Below are 15,258 nucleotides of genomic sequence, written 5' to 3'. Positions count from 1 at the left end.
CTATTAACCTTAATTCAAATCTTCAAGCACTTTTACAGCTTCGTCTATATATACATCTTTTTGCAAGCTTTCGTGCCAACGATCACGGCGAAGTTTTAAATCTTCATTTGTTTTTATTTTTGCCTCATCGGAAGCTACTGAACTAAATTTTAAGTCTGATTTATAGTCGCTTATAGCTTTGAATTTTTTGGACTGTTCTTCATTTTTCTCTATTACTTTTTTATAAGCCTCATAGTTTAGCGGAAATACATTTTCTTTTTGTTGTTGCTTTACGTATTGTGCATTTTCATCTATGAGCTTTAAATAAGCGTTTTCAGCAATGCGTTTTTTGCTATTTTCTATAGCTTTTTCAAAATTAGCATTGTTTGTCCAAGGGATAAATTTAGCGGCTTCTATTTTGTCCCAAGGCATTGCGTTAGGCATATCCCTTTCTCCAACATCAATATATTTGTACTTATCAGGGACTACTACATCACTTTCTACGCCTTTTAACTGAGTAGAACCTCCATTTACGCGGTAAAACTTCTGTATAGTGATTTTTACAGCTCCTAAATCGCCGTAGTTGTTTTGGCGTAAAAAGCTATTTAAATCTACAAAGCTTTGCACAGTACCTTTACCAAATGTTTGTCGCCCGCCAATGATAATAGCGCGTTTGTAATCCTGCATAGCTGCAGCTAAGATTTCAGAAGCTGATGCTGATAATTCATTTGTAAGTATCACCAACGAACCATCCCATTGTGTTTTAGGGTCGTTATCTGAAAGTACATCGCGACTACCACGAGATGATTTTACTTGTACAATAGGCCCTTTGGGGATAAATAGTCCTCCTATATCTACTACAGTTTTTAGTGAACCACCTCCATTGCTTCTTAAATCAACTATTAAACCATCAATATTTTCTTTTTTTAGTTTTTCAATTTCTAATGCTACATCGGTGGCTGCATTACGTTGGTTTACATCTTCAAAATCAATGTAAAATTTAGGTAAATTGATAAGCCCATAACGTTTTCCGTTAGCAGTTATTACTACAGACTTGGCATAGGTTTCTTCAATTTCTACAACATCTCGTATAATAGGCACTACTTCTATGGTGCCATCTACGCGTTTTACTGTAAGGCGTACTTCGGTACCTTTAGGTCCTTTGATAAGTTTTACAGCATCGTCTAATCGCATACCTACTACATCTACAGGCTCGGCACTACCTTGTCCTACTTTTAGTATTTGGTCGCCTACTTCTAAAAGTTTTCCTTTCCATACAGGCCCTCCCAAGATAACGTTTGTAATAGCTATACCGTCTGTTTTCTTTTGTAATTGTGCTCCAATTCCTTCAAATTTTCCCGACATATCACGATCAAATCCTTCTTTTACATCGGGAGCCATATAATTGGAGTGAGGGTCAAAAGTTTCGGTAATAGCATTTACGAATATACTAAACCACTCTTCACGAGTAATGTCGTTGTACATATTGAACATTTCACTAATCGTTTTTTGAGTAGCTTCTATTGATTCTTTTCTTAGTTCCTCGTCTTTTTTAGGCTCATATTTGGCATCTTTCTCTTTTTTAGTAACTTCTTCTTTTTGTTTGGTAATAAAAGAAGAAAGGGTAGAGAATACGATGATTTCTTTCCAACGTGTTTGTAATTCGGTTTTATTTTTTACGAATGACAAATTATCATAGTCGGTATTGATACTTTCGTTGGAGTTTAGGTCTATAGGTTTCCCAAAGATAACTTTAGTAACGCCTTCAGCTTCTTTTATGCGCTGTTTCAAGCGGTCATAAGTAAGATAGAAAAAACTAATATCACCATTTTTTAAATCATCGTCTAAACGAGTTTCGTATTTTTTAAACTCGTCAAAGTCTGATTGTAAGAAATAGCGTTTTTGCCCATCAATATTTTTTAAGTAACTTTTAAATACTTTTTTTGAAAAAGCATCGTCTATCTCTATGGGACTAAAGTGTGCGCGTGCAAGCACGTGCTCAACAATCTCTAAAAGAACTTGTTCTTTATTTTTTTCGGGATTGTTAAAGTTTTTACTTGTAAAACTACAAGATGCAAACGAAATGAATAGTAAAAATAATACTGCCGAAATATTTTTCATTATTAATAAAAATGTTTTTAAATTGATATCATATCCAACACCTAATTTAATCAAATATTGTGCCTTTCTCGTGTTGGGCTAATGATTTTTACATTTTGGAAAGCGATAGCTCCCCTGATAACCCCTGAAATGGTATCGTGTAAAGCCTTAATAATCTGCATTTTCAGTTCATTTTTGTGATAGATAAGGCTAATTTCGCGTGCGGGGTAAGGTTCTACGAAATAATGTACACATTCTTTTTCTTTTTCTTTGAGTTCTAAAGTATGCAAATATGGCAGCAGTGTCATACCCAGTCCTTCGTTTGCCAATCGTACTAATGTTTCGAAACTACCGCTTTTTAGCTGGAAATGCTGTTTTGATTCTATAATATCTTGATTGCAGATATTTAGTACACTATCTTTAAAGCAATGTCCGTCTTCGAGCATCAGGATATCATTGATATCAAGATCTTCGCTATAGATAGTTTTGGCGTTTTGCAAACGGTGATTTACAGGGATATACGCTACAAAGGGTTCATAGTATAGTGGTTTTTCTATGATGTTGGGATTATGCAAAGGTGTAGCTAAAATACCAGCGTCATATGAGCCATCAGCTATTTTTTTGAGGATATTTTCCGTAGTTTGTTCCTCAATTTTCAAGCATACTTTTGGGTATTTTTTAATGAAGTTTGTTAGGAACATTGGCAATAGGGTAGGGGATACAGTAGGGATAATACCTACTCTAAATTCGCCACCTATGAATCCTTTTTCTTGTGCTACGATATCGTTCATTCGCTCAGATTCGTTTACGATTACCTGAGCTTGTTTTACGATACGTTCTCCTACTTCAGTAATTTGTAGTGGTTTTTTGCTTCTATCAAAAATGATAACACCTAATTCTTCTTCCAACTTTTGTATTTGCATACTCAAGGTGGGTTGTGTAACAAAACTATGTTCTGCGGCGGTTGTAAAATTCTTGTATTTGGCTACAGCCAAGACATATTGAAATTGAGTAATAGTCATATCAACTTCTTATTTGAATTCTGGTAATACTTCTTTGCCTATTTCTTCTAGTACTTCTGCAGCGGGGCGAGTACTGTATTTTAGTACTAACATTGTGTGGTTTACGCCTATTTTTTCCAACTCTTGGAACATATCTATCAGGTAGTTACGTCCTAATCTAAAACCTAAGTCTATTTTTTGAGGTTCAAAATTAGGATCATCCATCAGGTCTATATATACAGGCTGGATATAGGGTTTTTTAGGTTCGCCGTCTTTAGCTAGGGCTTCATTCCACTCTTCAACAATTTTTTTAGTAAAAGCGAAATCACGAGGGTAGTAAATCCAACCATCAGCATTTTTGGCTATCCACTCGAGGTTTACACCGCCTACGTGCCCTGTTACGTACATTGGTATATTTTTGCGTATGGGTTTAGGTACTACATCGCCTACATTAGCCATTAGTGTACCGTAGTCGTTGTTATAGGTGGGAAAATCTTTACTCCAAAGCTCGCGTAGCATTCGCATATGTTCTGATACACGGGCACTGCGTAATTCGAAGGGTTTGTTAAAAGCGGGATATTCTACGGGTCTGTCGCCTGAGGCTACTCCCATTATAAATCTGTTAGGGAAAAGGACATCGAGGCTTGCTGAGGCTTTTGCTACGTGTAATGGGTGTCGTAAGGGTAAGATAACGCTTGCGATTCCGAATTTAATTTTTTTAGTAAGCGAAGCTATATGCGAAAGATATACCCAAGGGTCATATATTTGCCCTACTTCTTTAAAATCGGGGTTATTGAGTGGGATATCGCGTACCCACACGCTTTCATAACCTAATTCTTCAGCTCGCTGTATAAGCTCTACTTGATGCTCCATTTTAGGAATGGCACCTTCATATGCTTCAATGGGTAATAAGATGCCTATAGATAATTTATTAGGGTCTATCATAACTGATGATTTTTTATTTTGCAAAGATACAAAATAATGTTTAATTACAAATATTTAATGATTATTTTTTTTGCTTACACACTCGGCTGCGCTAGCTTCGGTGCGAGCCGCACAAGCTTTTATCCTTCGTCATATACTCGGCTGCGCCAGCTCAGTGCGAGCCGCACAAGCTTTTATCCTTCGTCACATACTCGGCTGCGCCAGCTCGCCGACTTTCCTTCGCTCATCCTTCGGTGAGAAGAATTTTGGATTTTGAATTTTGAATTGTGAGACTTTTGGGCTGATTTGGAAGTGGGGGTATTGCTAATGTTGTGGTTTAAAGATCGAATACTGATGTTCTTTTGGTGTAGAACAAGTCTTTGATTTTCAATAAAGAAGCTAATAATAAATACACGCCAAACCAAGCACCAAGTGTGGCAAATGTGCCGTAAATGAAGAATATTCGCACATCTTTGGCGCGTACGCCTAATTTCTCGGCTAATCGTGATGATACTGCAAAGCCATATCTTTCAAGAAAAAATCTGAAACCTTTCATTTGTAATAAGTTATGGGTTAGTTTTTTTATTTTTAACTTTAAAAAGTAATAATACTCCTAATGCAAAGAATACGAGTAGTGATAGGGTCGCGTTTCGCATATTGCTGGTATATTGGTCTATAGCGCCGTAAACTCCCATTCCTATGACAATCCCTATTTTCTCTGTAATATCGTAAAAGCTGAAGAATGAGGTTGTATCATTTGTTTCGGGTAGGTAGGCTGCATAGGTGGAACGCGAAAGTGTTTGTATGCCGCCCATTACGAGTCCTACGAGGGTAGCTAATAGGTAAAAATGGAAGGGCTTATGGATATAAAATGCTATTACACAAATTATTACCCATATGATATTCAACAAGATCAATGTATTGATATTGCCCCACGCTTCTACAGCTTTTACTGTTAGTTTAGCTCCTATAATAGCTACCAGCTGAATGATAAGTACGCTTATTATCAGCCCCATAGTGCTTTCGGTTTGGCTTGCCCAAGCTATCTCTTGTTCGCCAAAATAGGTGGCTACCAGCATTACTGTTTGTACGCCCATACTATACACAAAAAAAGCGATTAAATACCACTTTAGTTTTTTAGAAGTGGTGAGTTGTTGCCATACTTTTTTGAGTTCTTTGAAGCCATTTAAAAATATCTGTCGGCTTAATTTTCCGCGCTCTTTTTGGTAGGTAGGTAGATAATAGAATGGGATAGCACTAAAGATTATCCACCAAATGCCTACGGTAATAAACGATATACGCATAGTGGTAAGGGTGGTTTCTACGCTTTTGTTTTCGAAGCCTACCCATTCGGGCTTTAATACCATTATAAGATTGAAAATCAGTAATATTACGCTTCCAGCATAGCCTAAGCTGTAGCCTTTGGCACTTATGGCATCGTATTGTTCGGGTAGGGCTATATCGGGCAAGTAGGAATTGTAAAATACGATGCTTCCCCAGAAGCCTACTACACCACAAAAATAGCATAATAAACTAAAATAAATATGCTCTAAAGAAAACCAATAAAGTGTGATACTTGAGAGTGCTCCTAAATAGCAGAAGAAGCGCATAAATGACTTTTTATTGCCTAAATAATCGGCAATACCGCTTAATACGGGCGAGAGTATAACCACTGCAGCAAATGCCCAAGCAGTTACAAAGGTGATTACTGAGGTGCTTTTTACGGGTATTCCTAATAAATTGATGTGGGTAATGCCTGCAGTGCGAAATAATAATCCGTAAAATATGGGGAAAATAGTAGATACAATTGTTAACGAATATACGGAATTAGCCCAGTCATAAAACGCCCACGCATTCAATAACTTTTTATGTCCTCTTGGTAATACTTTTGTCATTTTATTATGATTTTTGGAGGTTACTCCATTTTTCGATACCATAAATTACGAAGAAACCTACTATAGCGAGTAACAAAGCCGTTACTACTTGGGCATCGTTGTGGGTTATCATTTCAAAGGTAGAAGGTAGTACGCTTTTTTCGTGTATTACGCTACCATTTAGGGGGTCTGTTTGCAGTGTTTCTTTCCAAGGCCATACTTTATTTAACGAGCCTATGATAAAACCTGTAAGTCCTGCAAAGGTGAGGTTGCGGTATTTGGCAAATAGCCATTTTAGGGCTTTTGAAAAACTTAAAATACCAGTAAGTGCACCCATACCAAAAATTAAAATAATTTTGAAATTCCAACTGCTAAGGGCATCAAGTACTGTGTGATAGGCTCCTAAAAGTACTAAAATAAAAGCTCCCGATATACCTGGTAGTATCATTGCACAAATAGCTAATGCACCACAAAGAAATATAAAAAACACATTTTCATTACTGCCATTCACCAATGGCGGAATAACTGTAATTATATAGGCTATCGCTCCAGCAAGTAGCATCACCATAATGCTACCAAAGTTCCAGCGTTCTATTTCTTTCATTAAAAAAAGTACACTTGCCACCATCAGCCCAAAGAAGAATGACCATACCATTATTGGATGATTTTCTAAGAGAAATTTCATTATTTTAGCTAGTGAAAGGATACTGATACCTATTCCAGAGAGTAAGGCTACGAAAAAACTTCCGTTGATATATTTCCAAAAAGCAACAATTCCTTCTTGGGTGAGAACTTTCAGAGCTTGCAAATTTATTTTGCTAATAGAGCTTATAAGCTCTTCGTAGATGCCCGAAATAAAAGCTATAGTACCTCCAGATACGCCAGGAACTACATCGGCTGCACCCATCGCTATTCCTTTTAGTGAGATGAGGATATAATCTATAAAAGTTCTTCTCATTGTATAAATTTCTATTTTTCGGCGACAAAGATACTAATTAATTCTCAACAAAAAAAACTTTGCCAAAGGTCGTGAGATTCATCTCGCTACCTTTGGCAAAGTTTTTTTGCGATGTTATACTATTTTTAATAACCGAACAATTCTTCTAACGAAAGTTTCTTGAACTTTCCTATTTTCTTTAGTTCTTCTGTTGAAATGTTTTTCTCTGAAGCTAAAATTACGTAGGTGTAAGGCTTTTTAGCAAGGTATTTACTATGAAAGTTTGTTAAATCTTTCATACTAACATTATTTATATTATTATAAATGTTTTTCCTAATATCGTAGTTCAAACCTAATTCTTTTGCGGCTAAATAGCTGTAGATAATACCATCTTGGGTGATGCGTTCAGATTCTATTTCCTTTTTCAACTGTATTTTAGCTATATTTAGGTTTTTTTCTACTGTAGGCATTGAGGTTAGCAATTCGTCCATTGCTTTTACAGCCTCTTTAAATTTATCGGCTTGCGAACCTACGTATGCCAATAGATAGTATTTACCGTCTTTTTTGCTTGGGGATCCGTAATAACCAAAAGTGGCATAAGCTAAGGCTTTGCTCTCACGAATGTTTTGGAATACTAATGACCCCATACCCCCACCAAAGTAGTTGTTGAATACGCCTATTACGGTGCTTTCTGCGGGGTTGTAAGGAGTAGTATTGCGAATCCAGCGGGTTTCAGCCTGTACCATTTCGTAATCGGTAAATAGTACTTGGTTTTCTTTTTGCTCTATTTGCTTGAATACTTTTGCAGCAGGAGCTTTAGCAAATTTGGCAGGGATTTTGTGCCATTTGCCTAATTTGTTGGTAAGCTCTGAAAGAGAAGCAGGACCATAATAGATAATGGTTTGTTCTAATTCGTTTAGTTTTCTTACTTTACTTACCAATTCTTGGCTGCTCATCTTTTCTATTTGGGCGTTAGAAAGTGAATTGTTATACTTGTTTTTTGCTCCGTACATTGCATAGCTTGTAAGAGCTTGCATTATCTGTGTTTTATTTGTTTTATTGTTGATACGTGATTTGTAAGTTCTTTCTTTTAGTGCTTTCAAAGCATCTTCGTCCACTTTTGCATTTAGTACTAATTCTTCATAAAGTTTTACAGCTGCTTCAAAGTTTTCTTGTAATCCTTCAATGAAAACGGTAGTGTATTCTTCGCCTACAGTAATATTGAAGCTTGATGCTATTTTATAGAACTCTTTGGCGATTTCTTCGGCTGATTTTTTATCAGTACCTAAAAACTGGAGATAGCTTCCTGCCCAAGGAAGAACCAAATCATTGTTATAACCTATTTTGTAACGGAACGATAAGCGGAACAAGTCATTGTCTTTATTTTGTACATAAAGTACCTCAGCTTTTCCTAAATTACCTTTTTGTAAATCTTTGTTATAATCTAAAAACTCAGGTTTTACAGGGGTGTTAGGGATTGCATCAACCATTTCAACGAAAGCTGAGGTTTTGTCGGCATTCATTTCAATGGGTGTAATTTGAGGTTTTTCTATCTTTTCGGTAATAGGGCGTTCTCCTTTTTTCTTATAGATAGCTACATAATTATTATTTAAGTATTTATTAGCGAAAGCCATTACATCGGCTTTTGTGATTTTAGAGAGTTCGTTGATAAAATCTACTTCTTTGCGCCAATCTAAATTACCTGTAAAGGCATTCATTAGCATACTAGCCCTTCCGCCGTATGATTCTGTCTCTTCTACAGTAGATTTTTTCAAGTTATTGATGATAGCAGGAAGCAAATCTGCATCAAAATTACCTTTTTTAAGATTTTCTATCTCGTTTAGCATAAGTTTTTTTACATCATCCAAGTTCTGCCCTTGTGTAGGTGCCCCTGATAGGTATAGCACGCCATAATCGGTAAGCAGATATGAAAAGGCACTAGCACGCAACAATTTTTGTTTCATTACCAAGTTTAGGTCTATAAGTCCTGCTTTGCCATTTGTAAGTATAGCCCCTATAAGGTTAGCAAGGGCAGCGTCTTTTTCCTGATTACCAGGTAAGCGGAAGCCTATAGATAGGCTTTCTGCATCGGGACCTACTACTTCTTTGATAATAGGTGCGTTGATTGGGGCTTCTGCTTCAAATGTATATTTAGGCACATCTTTTCTTACCATATAGCTAAACGCTTTATCTATTTTTGCGATAGCTTGGTCGGGGTCAAAATCACCCGATAATATCACCCCCATATTGTTAGGCACGTAATAAGTATTGAAATACTTGCGAATTTCTTTCAGTGATGGGTTTTTAAGGTGCTCAACTGTTCCGATAGTAGTTTGTTGCCCGTAATTGTGTTTTTGGAAGAGGTTTGCAAAGAGCACTTCAAACACTTCACTTCCATCGCTATCCAAAGAGCGGTTTTTTTCTTCATAAACGGCTTCCAATTCGGTATGGAATAGTCGCAATACGGGGTTACGGAAACGTTCTGCTTGTACTGTGATGTATTTATCTAAAGCATTAGAAGGAACATCATCGGTATAGACTGTTTGTTCAAACGAGGTAAAAGCATTTGTACCCTGTGCTCCCATATGGGTCATCATCTTGTCGTATTCGTTAGCAATAGCATATTTGCTTGCCACACCCGATACTTCGTCTATTTTTTTGTAAATTTCTTTTCGTTTTTCAGGGTCGGTAGTGTGGTTGTACTCTTCGTAAAGGGCGTCAATTTTTTCAAGTTCTTTTTGCTCTTTTTCCCAATCTAATGAGCCGTATCTGTCAGTTCCTTTAAAGAGCATATGCTCAAGATAGTGGGCAAGCCCTGTATTGGTAGCGGGGTCGGTTTTGCTACCTGCTTTTACAGCTATATAACACTGTATACGAGGTTCTTTTTTAATAGGGCTTAGTATAACAGTAAGCCCGTTTTTAAGAGTATAGAACCTTGCATTGGTAGGGTCGTTAGTTACGTATTTGTAACTATAACCTCCACTTTGTGCTTCTTTCCACTCATAACTTTGAGCGAAAGTACCGAGAGTTATGGCAAAGGTAAAGAGCCATAAGAATAGATTTTTCTTTAGCATAAAGTAATTATTAATTTTAGTTTTATTGAATGTTCTTATTTATTTGTTATTCCTTCCATTTTCTACTATTGATGCGGTCTAATAACGGCTGGAAGCTATCAGCAATATCAAACTGAGTACCTATAGCATCAAAGATAGCATCTTGGGTGAGTACCCATTGTGGTACCTCATCTGGTATTTTTCCGTCATTGCTATCAAAATAATCTTCGCGCCATTGTTCGCTGTCATAATAAGCCTCTAAAGCCTCATATTCGGGCTGTATAGCCTTCCATTCTTCCAATAGGGCTTCAGCATTGGTAAGGATACCCTCCAATCGCAAGAGGATATCATTCATTTTACTGATGTTTTCGTATCGTTCGTTCATTTTTTTGCTTTTTGGTTATATATCACTTCTAACTTATTGTTTCTTAAAAATTAAATTTCAGGAAAAATAATCTCTTTAGGAATGAAAGTATAGCTTTTTTTGTTGATAATTTGAATTTCTTTTAAGTAATTTTCTTTAGAGAATTTAAAACAATAAGGTTTTCCTCTCAAAAAATCCCATTGAACAATAGCTTCTGAATGTGTTACCTTAATTTTACTCCATCCCCCATCATCAGCAACGCCACAAGCACAAGTAAACAATAGATATTCACCAGTTTGTAAGCTACTTTTGCATAATTCACTGGGGACTATTAGCATATCTTCAAAATCAGGATAAGTAGCTATATCCTCGTAGTCAATGAGAAGCTGTAGATAACTAAAATTTTCAAAACGAATACTATCGCGAATGAGGTATTCGTCTTCTTTTAGTGTAACTACATTGATTTTGAGTTTATTCATTCCTATTTATTTAGTAAATGTACATTCTGATATACCTTTCTAATCTCGTCTCTTACTTCCATTAGCGCAAAACCCAACAAGTTCTTGCCACGCCACATAGCTATATTCTGTGCTTTCTCATTTTCTTTGCCTAAGCCTATTCCCCAAATAGTATCCATCGGACTTGCTTCTACTAATATTTTATCATTAGTAGAGAGTAAAAAGTCCATCATTTCCTTATTCTGAGTGAATTTGTAATAATTCCCATTGAGCACAATACTATATTTGGCTTTGTCCCATACCTGAGGGTCAAAGTTGCGCACTTTCCTTCCCAAGGCTTTCATCAGTTTAGGGTCGGAAGTGTTCATTATTTCTTTCTCCACCTCTTCATCACCAAATAACCGAGCTTTTTCAGCCATCATATACTGCTCAGCACAGTAATACTCATCACCATCTACACAAAAAGGTGAGGGTTGCCATTGCGAAAAACAAGATTCATTCACCACCTCTGCATTGGGCTTCCAAAAGAAAACAAACTTGGGCTTCTTTGCCGAATTGATAAAGGTCGCTTTAGAATATTTATAAGCACCTTTAGGTTGCCAAACTGGAATTCCTTCGTAGTAATAATCCTCCTCGTCATCTATATCTTGGTCATCCTCTTCCCATCTGTTGTAATGCCAAAAACAAGGATACGGAAAAAGTGCTTGGTACTCTTTTTGTTGTGCTGAGGTAAGGGTCTCATACCAGTCCCAAAACTCCCATTTATAACCTTCGCCAGCACCCATACGCCAGCCTATCGTAAATTCAGTATAAGCAGGGAACGCAATCCACTGCGGTGCCATAGGTGTAAAAGAAAGTTTTTTCATAAATGATTTTTTTATAGATGATAATCTGCCATAGCTTCGTAAAAATCAGCTTCATCAATAGCCATATTTTGGCATACCCACTTAGCAGCTTCTATATAACCTACCGATGCCACACTAAGTTTTCCTAAAGGAAGGTCGCCCTCTGGCGTAATAAGGTATATTTCATCATTATGTGTCTCAAAATCAGGTGTATGGTATTCCATTTTCCTAATAGGATTTTCGTTGGCTTCTACTATACTGCTAAGGGTAGTATCTTCTTCGTTGTAAATTAAGATACCTCCTTTGGTAATTGCACTGATAAAAGCATTGTAAGTATCACGACTATCCGTAGTGGCAATATCTGTAATGAGGGCTACAATAGGTCGCAGGGCAGCACTTTGGGCATCAGCTTCTATAAGTACAAATTCGGTATCCTCTAAATGTACTTGTTGCCCTATTATGGGCTGTTGCAAGCAGTAGCTTAAAGGTTTGTTGTAGAACGCCATAGTGTGCAGCACACGCGCTAAAACTTCTTGCCTACCTTTTTCACCTGCTATTACTACACGGGTTTTGTCTTTGAAGTATTCATATAAAAATTCAGCAGGCGATAGGAGTTTTAGCCCCAATTGTTGTGCTTGTAGCAAATCGGGGTGGTGTTCCGAAAGGTGAGGATCTACCACCACACAATCAGTGTTGCTTGTCATTTCTTCAGGGAGGGTAGTAATATGATGCTTATTGCTAAGCTCTTTCATCAGCGGACGCAGATGAGTGCTAGGAGCTACGATAAAATGTATATTCATAATGTTTAATGATTAATGCGCTTAAATATCAATGACTCTAAAGGGGCTATATCCACACGCATATGTCCTTTACCATTTTCTATATATAGCATAGTTTCTTTTGTGCTGTAGAGTGCTTCTGTTAGAGGGTAACTGCCGTCATTCAAGAACCAACTGCCTAATAAATAAGCAGGCAACTGCAAATCAAAACCATAGCTTTCATACGGACTAAAATTGCTCACTATCACCCATTGTTCTTCCTCATAGCCTCTTGCAAAACTATACACTTTGTCGTTGTAATAGGCAGTATGCTCGCGGTTATAAGCGTGCAAGTCGGTATAAGCTCCATTTACCTTTAGGTTCAGTAATCGCTGATAGAAATCTCGCAAAGCCCGTTCAGCCTCCGAAAGCTGTCCCCCGTCAAAGCGTTTATTATTCACCCAGCGCTGGTGGGCAGGTACGCCTATATAATCAAAAATAGAGGTGCGAGACGGACTGCCAAAACCTGCCCATTCTGCCGCTCGCTCACCCACTTCCTGACCGAAATATACCATCACCGGCGACTCGCTGATAAGGGTAGAAACTACCATTGCAGGTTTAGCCTTTTCGGCATAGCCCGCAAATTCTGGTGAGGCTATACGTTGCTCATCGTGGTTTTCTAAAAAATGCAACATACGGTCTGAAATATCAGACAGGTTGTGTTGTATAGGGGCAAGGGTATCAGTGGTATGTCCGTAGCTAACGATAGCTCGTAGTGTATCATATAGCTGTACTTTGTCGTAGAGGTAATCCATCTTCCCTAAATGTAAGTAAGGGCGATATTCATTAGGGTTATACACCTCAGCCAACAAAAAAGCTTCTGGTTTATGATGCTTAATAGCCGAATTGAGATAGCTCCAAAACTCCACAGGCACCATTTCAGCCATATCATAACGGAAACCATCTACGCCTTTCTCGAGCCAATACAAAGCAATATCTTTAAACTTTTGCCAAGTATCAGGTACTATTTGGTTTTGCCAAAAGTGGTAATGTATCTCTGTAGCTTCATTTTCAAAACCAGCAGGTAGAGTAGGGAAGTCTTTAGTGCCATCAGGGCGTACCCCGTAGTTGAGCTTTACAGTTTCATACCAATCATTGCGATCGGGCTGAGAAGCACGCGCCCCATTGCCTGTCCATTTAGCAGGAAACTCGTGATACTCGCCATAAATACCCTCTGGCAACTGAAAAGCCTCGTTGGGGTTGTAATAGAAATTATTGTTTACAGCATAAGTTACCGAAACATCATCATCTTCACCAAAACCGCGTACTTCCTCAGGTTTAGCAATGCTCTCATAACGGCGTGCCACGTGGTTAGGCACTATATCCATAATCACTTTCAATCCGCATTGGTGTGTACGTGCAATAAGGGCTTCCCACTCCTCCAAACGTTCTGCAGGATTGTCAGCAAGGTCAGGGTTTACAGTGTAGTAATCCTTAATGGCATAAGGAGAGCCCGCACGTCCTTTTACTACCGCCGGAAAGTCATTACAGATGCCATAAGCTGTATAATCAGTAGTGAGAGCGTGATGTAATACCCCTGTAAACCATATATGTGTAGCTCCTAATTTTTTTATTTCTAATAGAGCCTTCTCAGTAAAATCTGAGAATTTTCCTACTCCATTTTCTTCCTTAGTACCCCACGCTTTATTGGTAGTATTAGTATTCCCAAAAAGCCTCGTCAGCACCTGATAAACTACTATTTTATCGCTCATATTTTAATATATCACATTATCTACTTTTTTATCATTGAGAGGATATAATTATCTGCTTCCATTATTAACTCTTCTTTATATTACATTCTAACTCTTCTCTATTCCACTATTGTCTAATAAAACATTGTCTTTATTCTTGTTCAACAACCAAAAACAAACTCCATATAACATCACTAAAATAGTTTTAATCGTTGTATCTCTTTTAATCTAATTGTATTGTATCTTTCCTATCTCAGGAAATCTTTCCAAAAAGTTTCTCGTTTCTTTCATCGTTTTGAGTTTTACTGTAATACTTTCCAAAAAAGGGAATACTTCAGGAACAAGCCAAGACAAATCTCCTAATCTAAACGAATTGGTAGCAATACGTAAATGGCGCAGTTGCTTCACCTCTTTGATACTGAAAATATCAGTGAGTTCTTTCATATTCATCAACGAAAGATAGGTAAGTTGTTTTAGTTCGACAAGTGAAGGGAGTCTAGCAATTTTATTAGCTCCCCAAAATGATAAACTTTCTAAATATATTAACCTCGAAATAAAACTGATGTCTTCTAACTTATTGCTATTGAATAGCAACAATTCTTTCAAATTAGGCATCTTCTTGTCGAGGTCTGTGCTTTGTAGCCCTTGCACTTCCAAAAACTCCATAGCGGGCATTGCTTGAAGTAAATCTGTTTGTAAGCCTCTCACATTCATTTTCTTTAATGATTGCAACATCGATAACTCTTGATGTTGTTTTTTTGTTAGAGGAAGTTCTAAGTTAATCTTTTCCAATTTATGGCAAGATTCCAAAGGTGTAAGACTTAGATTTTTATCATACCGAAGTACCAAAACTAATTCTTTTAGGTTTTGAAAATACTCAATACCTTTGAGCGAATCAAATCCCCAATCTCTATTGTTAATAAACACTTGTTCTACATTCCATACACTTTTAAAATCCTCTATATTTATCCAAGCCTCTTGATTATTTTCTCTTAGCAATTGCAATATAAACACCGATTTATGAGGTTTTGCCAGTACCTCTGATAGCACTTGTAACTTCTCAGATTTAGGAGGTGCTTCAAAACGAAGCCTAATAATATGATTCTCTATTTCTTTTAGTTGTAAAATAGTTTCATCACTCGCATTATTTATCTCTAATAAAGCGAGATTATTTCCATCATAATCTGAATAAAATTTAATTTCTTTGTTCATTA

13 protein-coding genes are annotated in these 15,258 nt (G+C 37.1%); all 13 read right to left on the bottom strand.

Features of this window, described 5'->3' with window-relative positions; genetic code table 11:
* Positions 1 to 9: 9 nt before the first annotated feature.
* The 13 genes from J4N46_RS08125 to J4N46_RS08065 all read right to left on the bottom strand — a co-directional run bounded on the left by J4N46_RS08125 (position 10) and on the right by J4N46_RS08065 (position 15,256).
* Positions 10 to 2,100 (bottom strand): carboxy terminal-processing peptidase, encoded by a 2,091-nt coding sequence (locus J4N46_RS08125; RefSeq protein ID WP_208058888.1) that lies wholly within the window; start codon positions 2,098 to 2,100, stop codon positions 10 to 12.
* 50 nt (positions 2,101 to 2,150) lie between these two features.
* Positions 2,151 to 3,101: a hydrogen peroxide-inducible genes activator gene (locus J4N46_RS08120; RefSeq protein WP_009414658.1), complete on the bottom strand. Its 951-nt coding sequence runs from the start codon at positions 3,099 to 3,101 to the stop codon at positions 2,151 to 2,153.
* Between the two features lie 9 nt (positions 3,102 to 3,110).
* Positions 3,111 to 4,025 carry an LLM class oxidoreductase gene (locus J4N46_RS08115; RefSeq protein ID WP_009414657.1) on the bottom strand — a complete coding sequence of 305 codons (915 nt, stop codon included), beginning with the start codon at positions 4,023 to 4,025 and terminating at the stop codon, positions 3,111 to 3,113.
* Positions 4,026 to 4,341: 316 nt separating this feature from the next.
* A complete protein-coding gene (locus J4N46_RS08110) occupies positions 4,342 to 4,560 on the bottom strand; it encodes a hypothetical protein (RefSeq protein ID WP_009414656.1) in 219 nt (72 codons plus the stop codon).
* Positions 4,561 to 4,570: 10 nt separating this feature from the next.
* Positions 4,571 to 5,899: an MFS transporter gene (locus J4N46_RS08105; RefSeq protein ID WP_208058887.1), complete on the bottom strand. Its 1,329-nt coding sequence runs from the start codon at positions 5,897 to 5,899 to the stop codon at positions 4,571 to 4,573.
* 4 nt (positions 5,900 to 5,903) lie between these two features.
* The gene (locus tag J4N46_RS08100) at positions 5,904 to 6,836 is read right to left on the bottom strand and encodes a DUF368 domain-containing protein (protein WP_208058886.1); all 933 of its coding nucleotides are present in this window, start codon (positions 6,834 to 6,836) and stop codon (positions 5,904 to 5,906) included.
* 125 nt (positions 6,837 to 6,961) lie between these two features.
* Complete coding sequence (locus J4N46_RS08095; protein ID WP_208058885.1) at positions 6,962 to 9,889, bottom strand: M16 family metallopeptidase; 2,928 nt, start codon at positions 9,887 to 9,889, stop codon at positions 6,962 to 6,964.
* Positions 9,890 to 9,935: 46 nt separating this feature from the next.
* Positions 9,936 to 10,253, bottom strand: a complete 318-nt coding sequence (locus J4N46_RS08090) for a DUF4298 domain-containing protein (RefSeq protein WP_034556417.1) — start codon at positions 10,251 to 10,253, stop codon at positions 9,936 to 9,938.
* Between the two features lie 50 nt (positions 10,254 to 10,303).
* Entirely contained in the window at positions 10,304 to 10,711 is a 408-nt protein-coding gene (locus J4N46_RS08085) for a hypothetical protein (protein WP_208058884.1), read from the bottom strand.
* 2 nt (positions 10,712 to 10,713) lie between these two features.
* Positions 10,714 to 11,556 carry an NADAR family protein gene (locus tag J4N46_RS08080; RefSeq protein ID WP_208058883.1) on the bottom strand — a complete coding sequence of 281 codons (843 nt, stop codon included), beginning with the start codon at positions 11,554 to 11,556 and terminating at the stop codon, positions 10,714 to 10,716.
* 11 nt (positions 11,557 to 11,567) lie between these two features.
* Positions 11,568 to 12,335 (bottom strand): Mur ligase domain-containing protein, encoded by a 768-nt coding sequence (locus J4N46_RS08075; protein WP_208058882.1) that lies wholly within the window; start codon positions 12,333 to 12,335, stop codon positions 11,568 to 11,570.
* Between the two features lie 5 nt (positions 12,336 to 12,340).
* Positions 12,341 to 14,065: an alpha-amylase family glycosyl hydrolase gene (locus J4N46_RS08070; RefSeq protein WP_208058881.1), complete on the bottom strand. Its 1,725-nt coding sequence runs from the start codon at positions 14,063 to 14,065 to the stop codon at positions 12,341 to 12,343.
* Between the two features lie 207 nt (positions 14,066 to 14,272).
* Positions 14,273 to 15,256 carry a leucine-rich repeat domain-containing protein gene (locus J4N46_RS08065; RefSeq protein ID WP_208058880.1) on the bottom strand — a complete coding sequence of 328 codons (984 nt, stop codon included), beginning with the start codon at positions 15,254 to 15,256 and terminating at the stop codon, positions 14,273 to 14,275.
* Positions 15,257 to 15,258: the final 2 nt, after the last annotated feature.

It is taken from the genome of Capnocytophaga bilenii (genome assembly GCF_017565765.1).
Lineage (GTDB): Bacteria > Bacteroidota > Bacteroidia > Flavobacteriales > Flavobacteriaceae > Capnocytophaga > Capnocytophaga bilenii.
The sequence above is the reverse complement of the archived record's forward strand: the minus strand, read 5'-3'. Positions and strand labels throughout refer to the sequence as shown.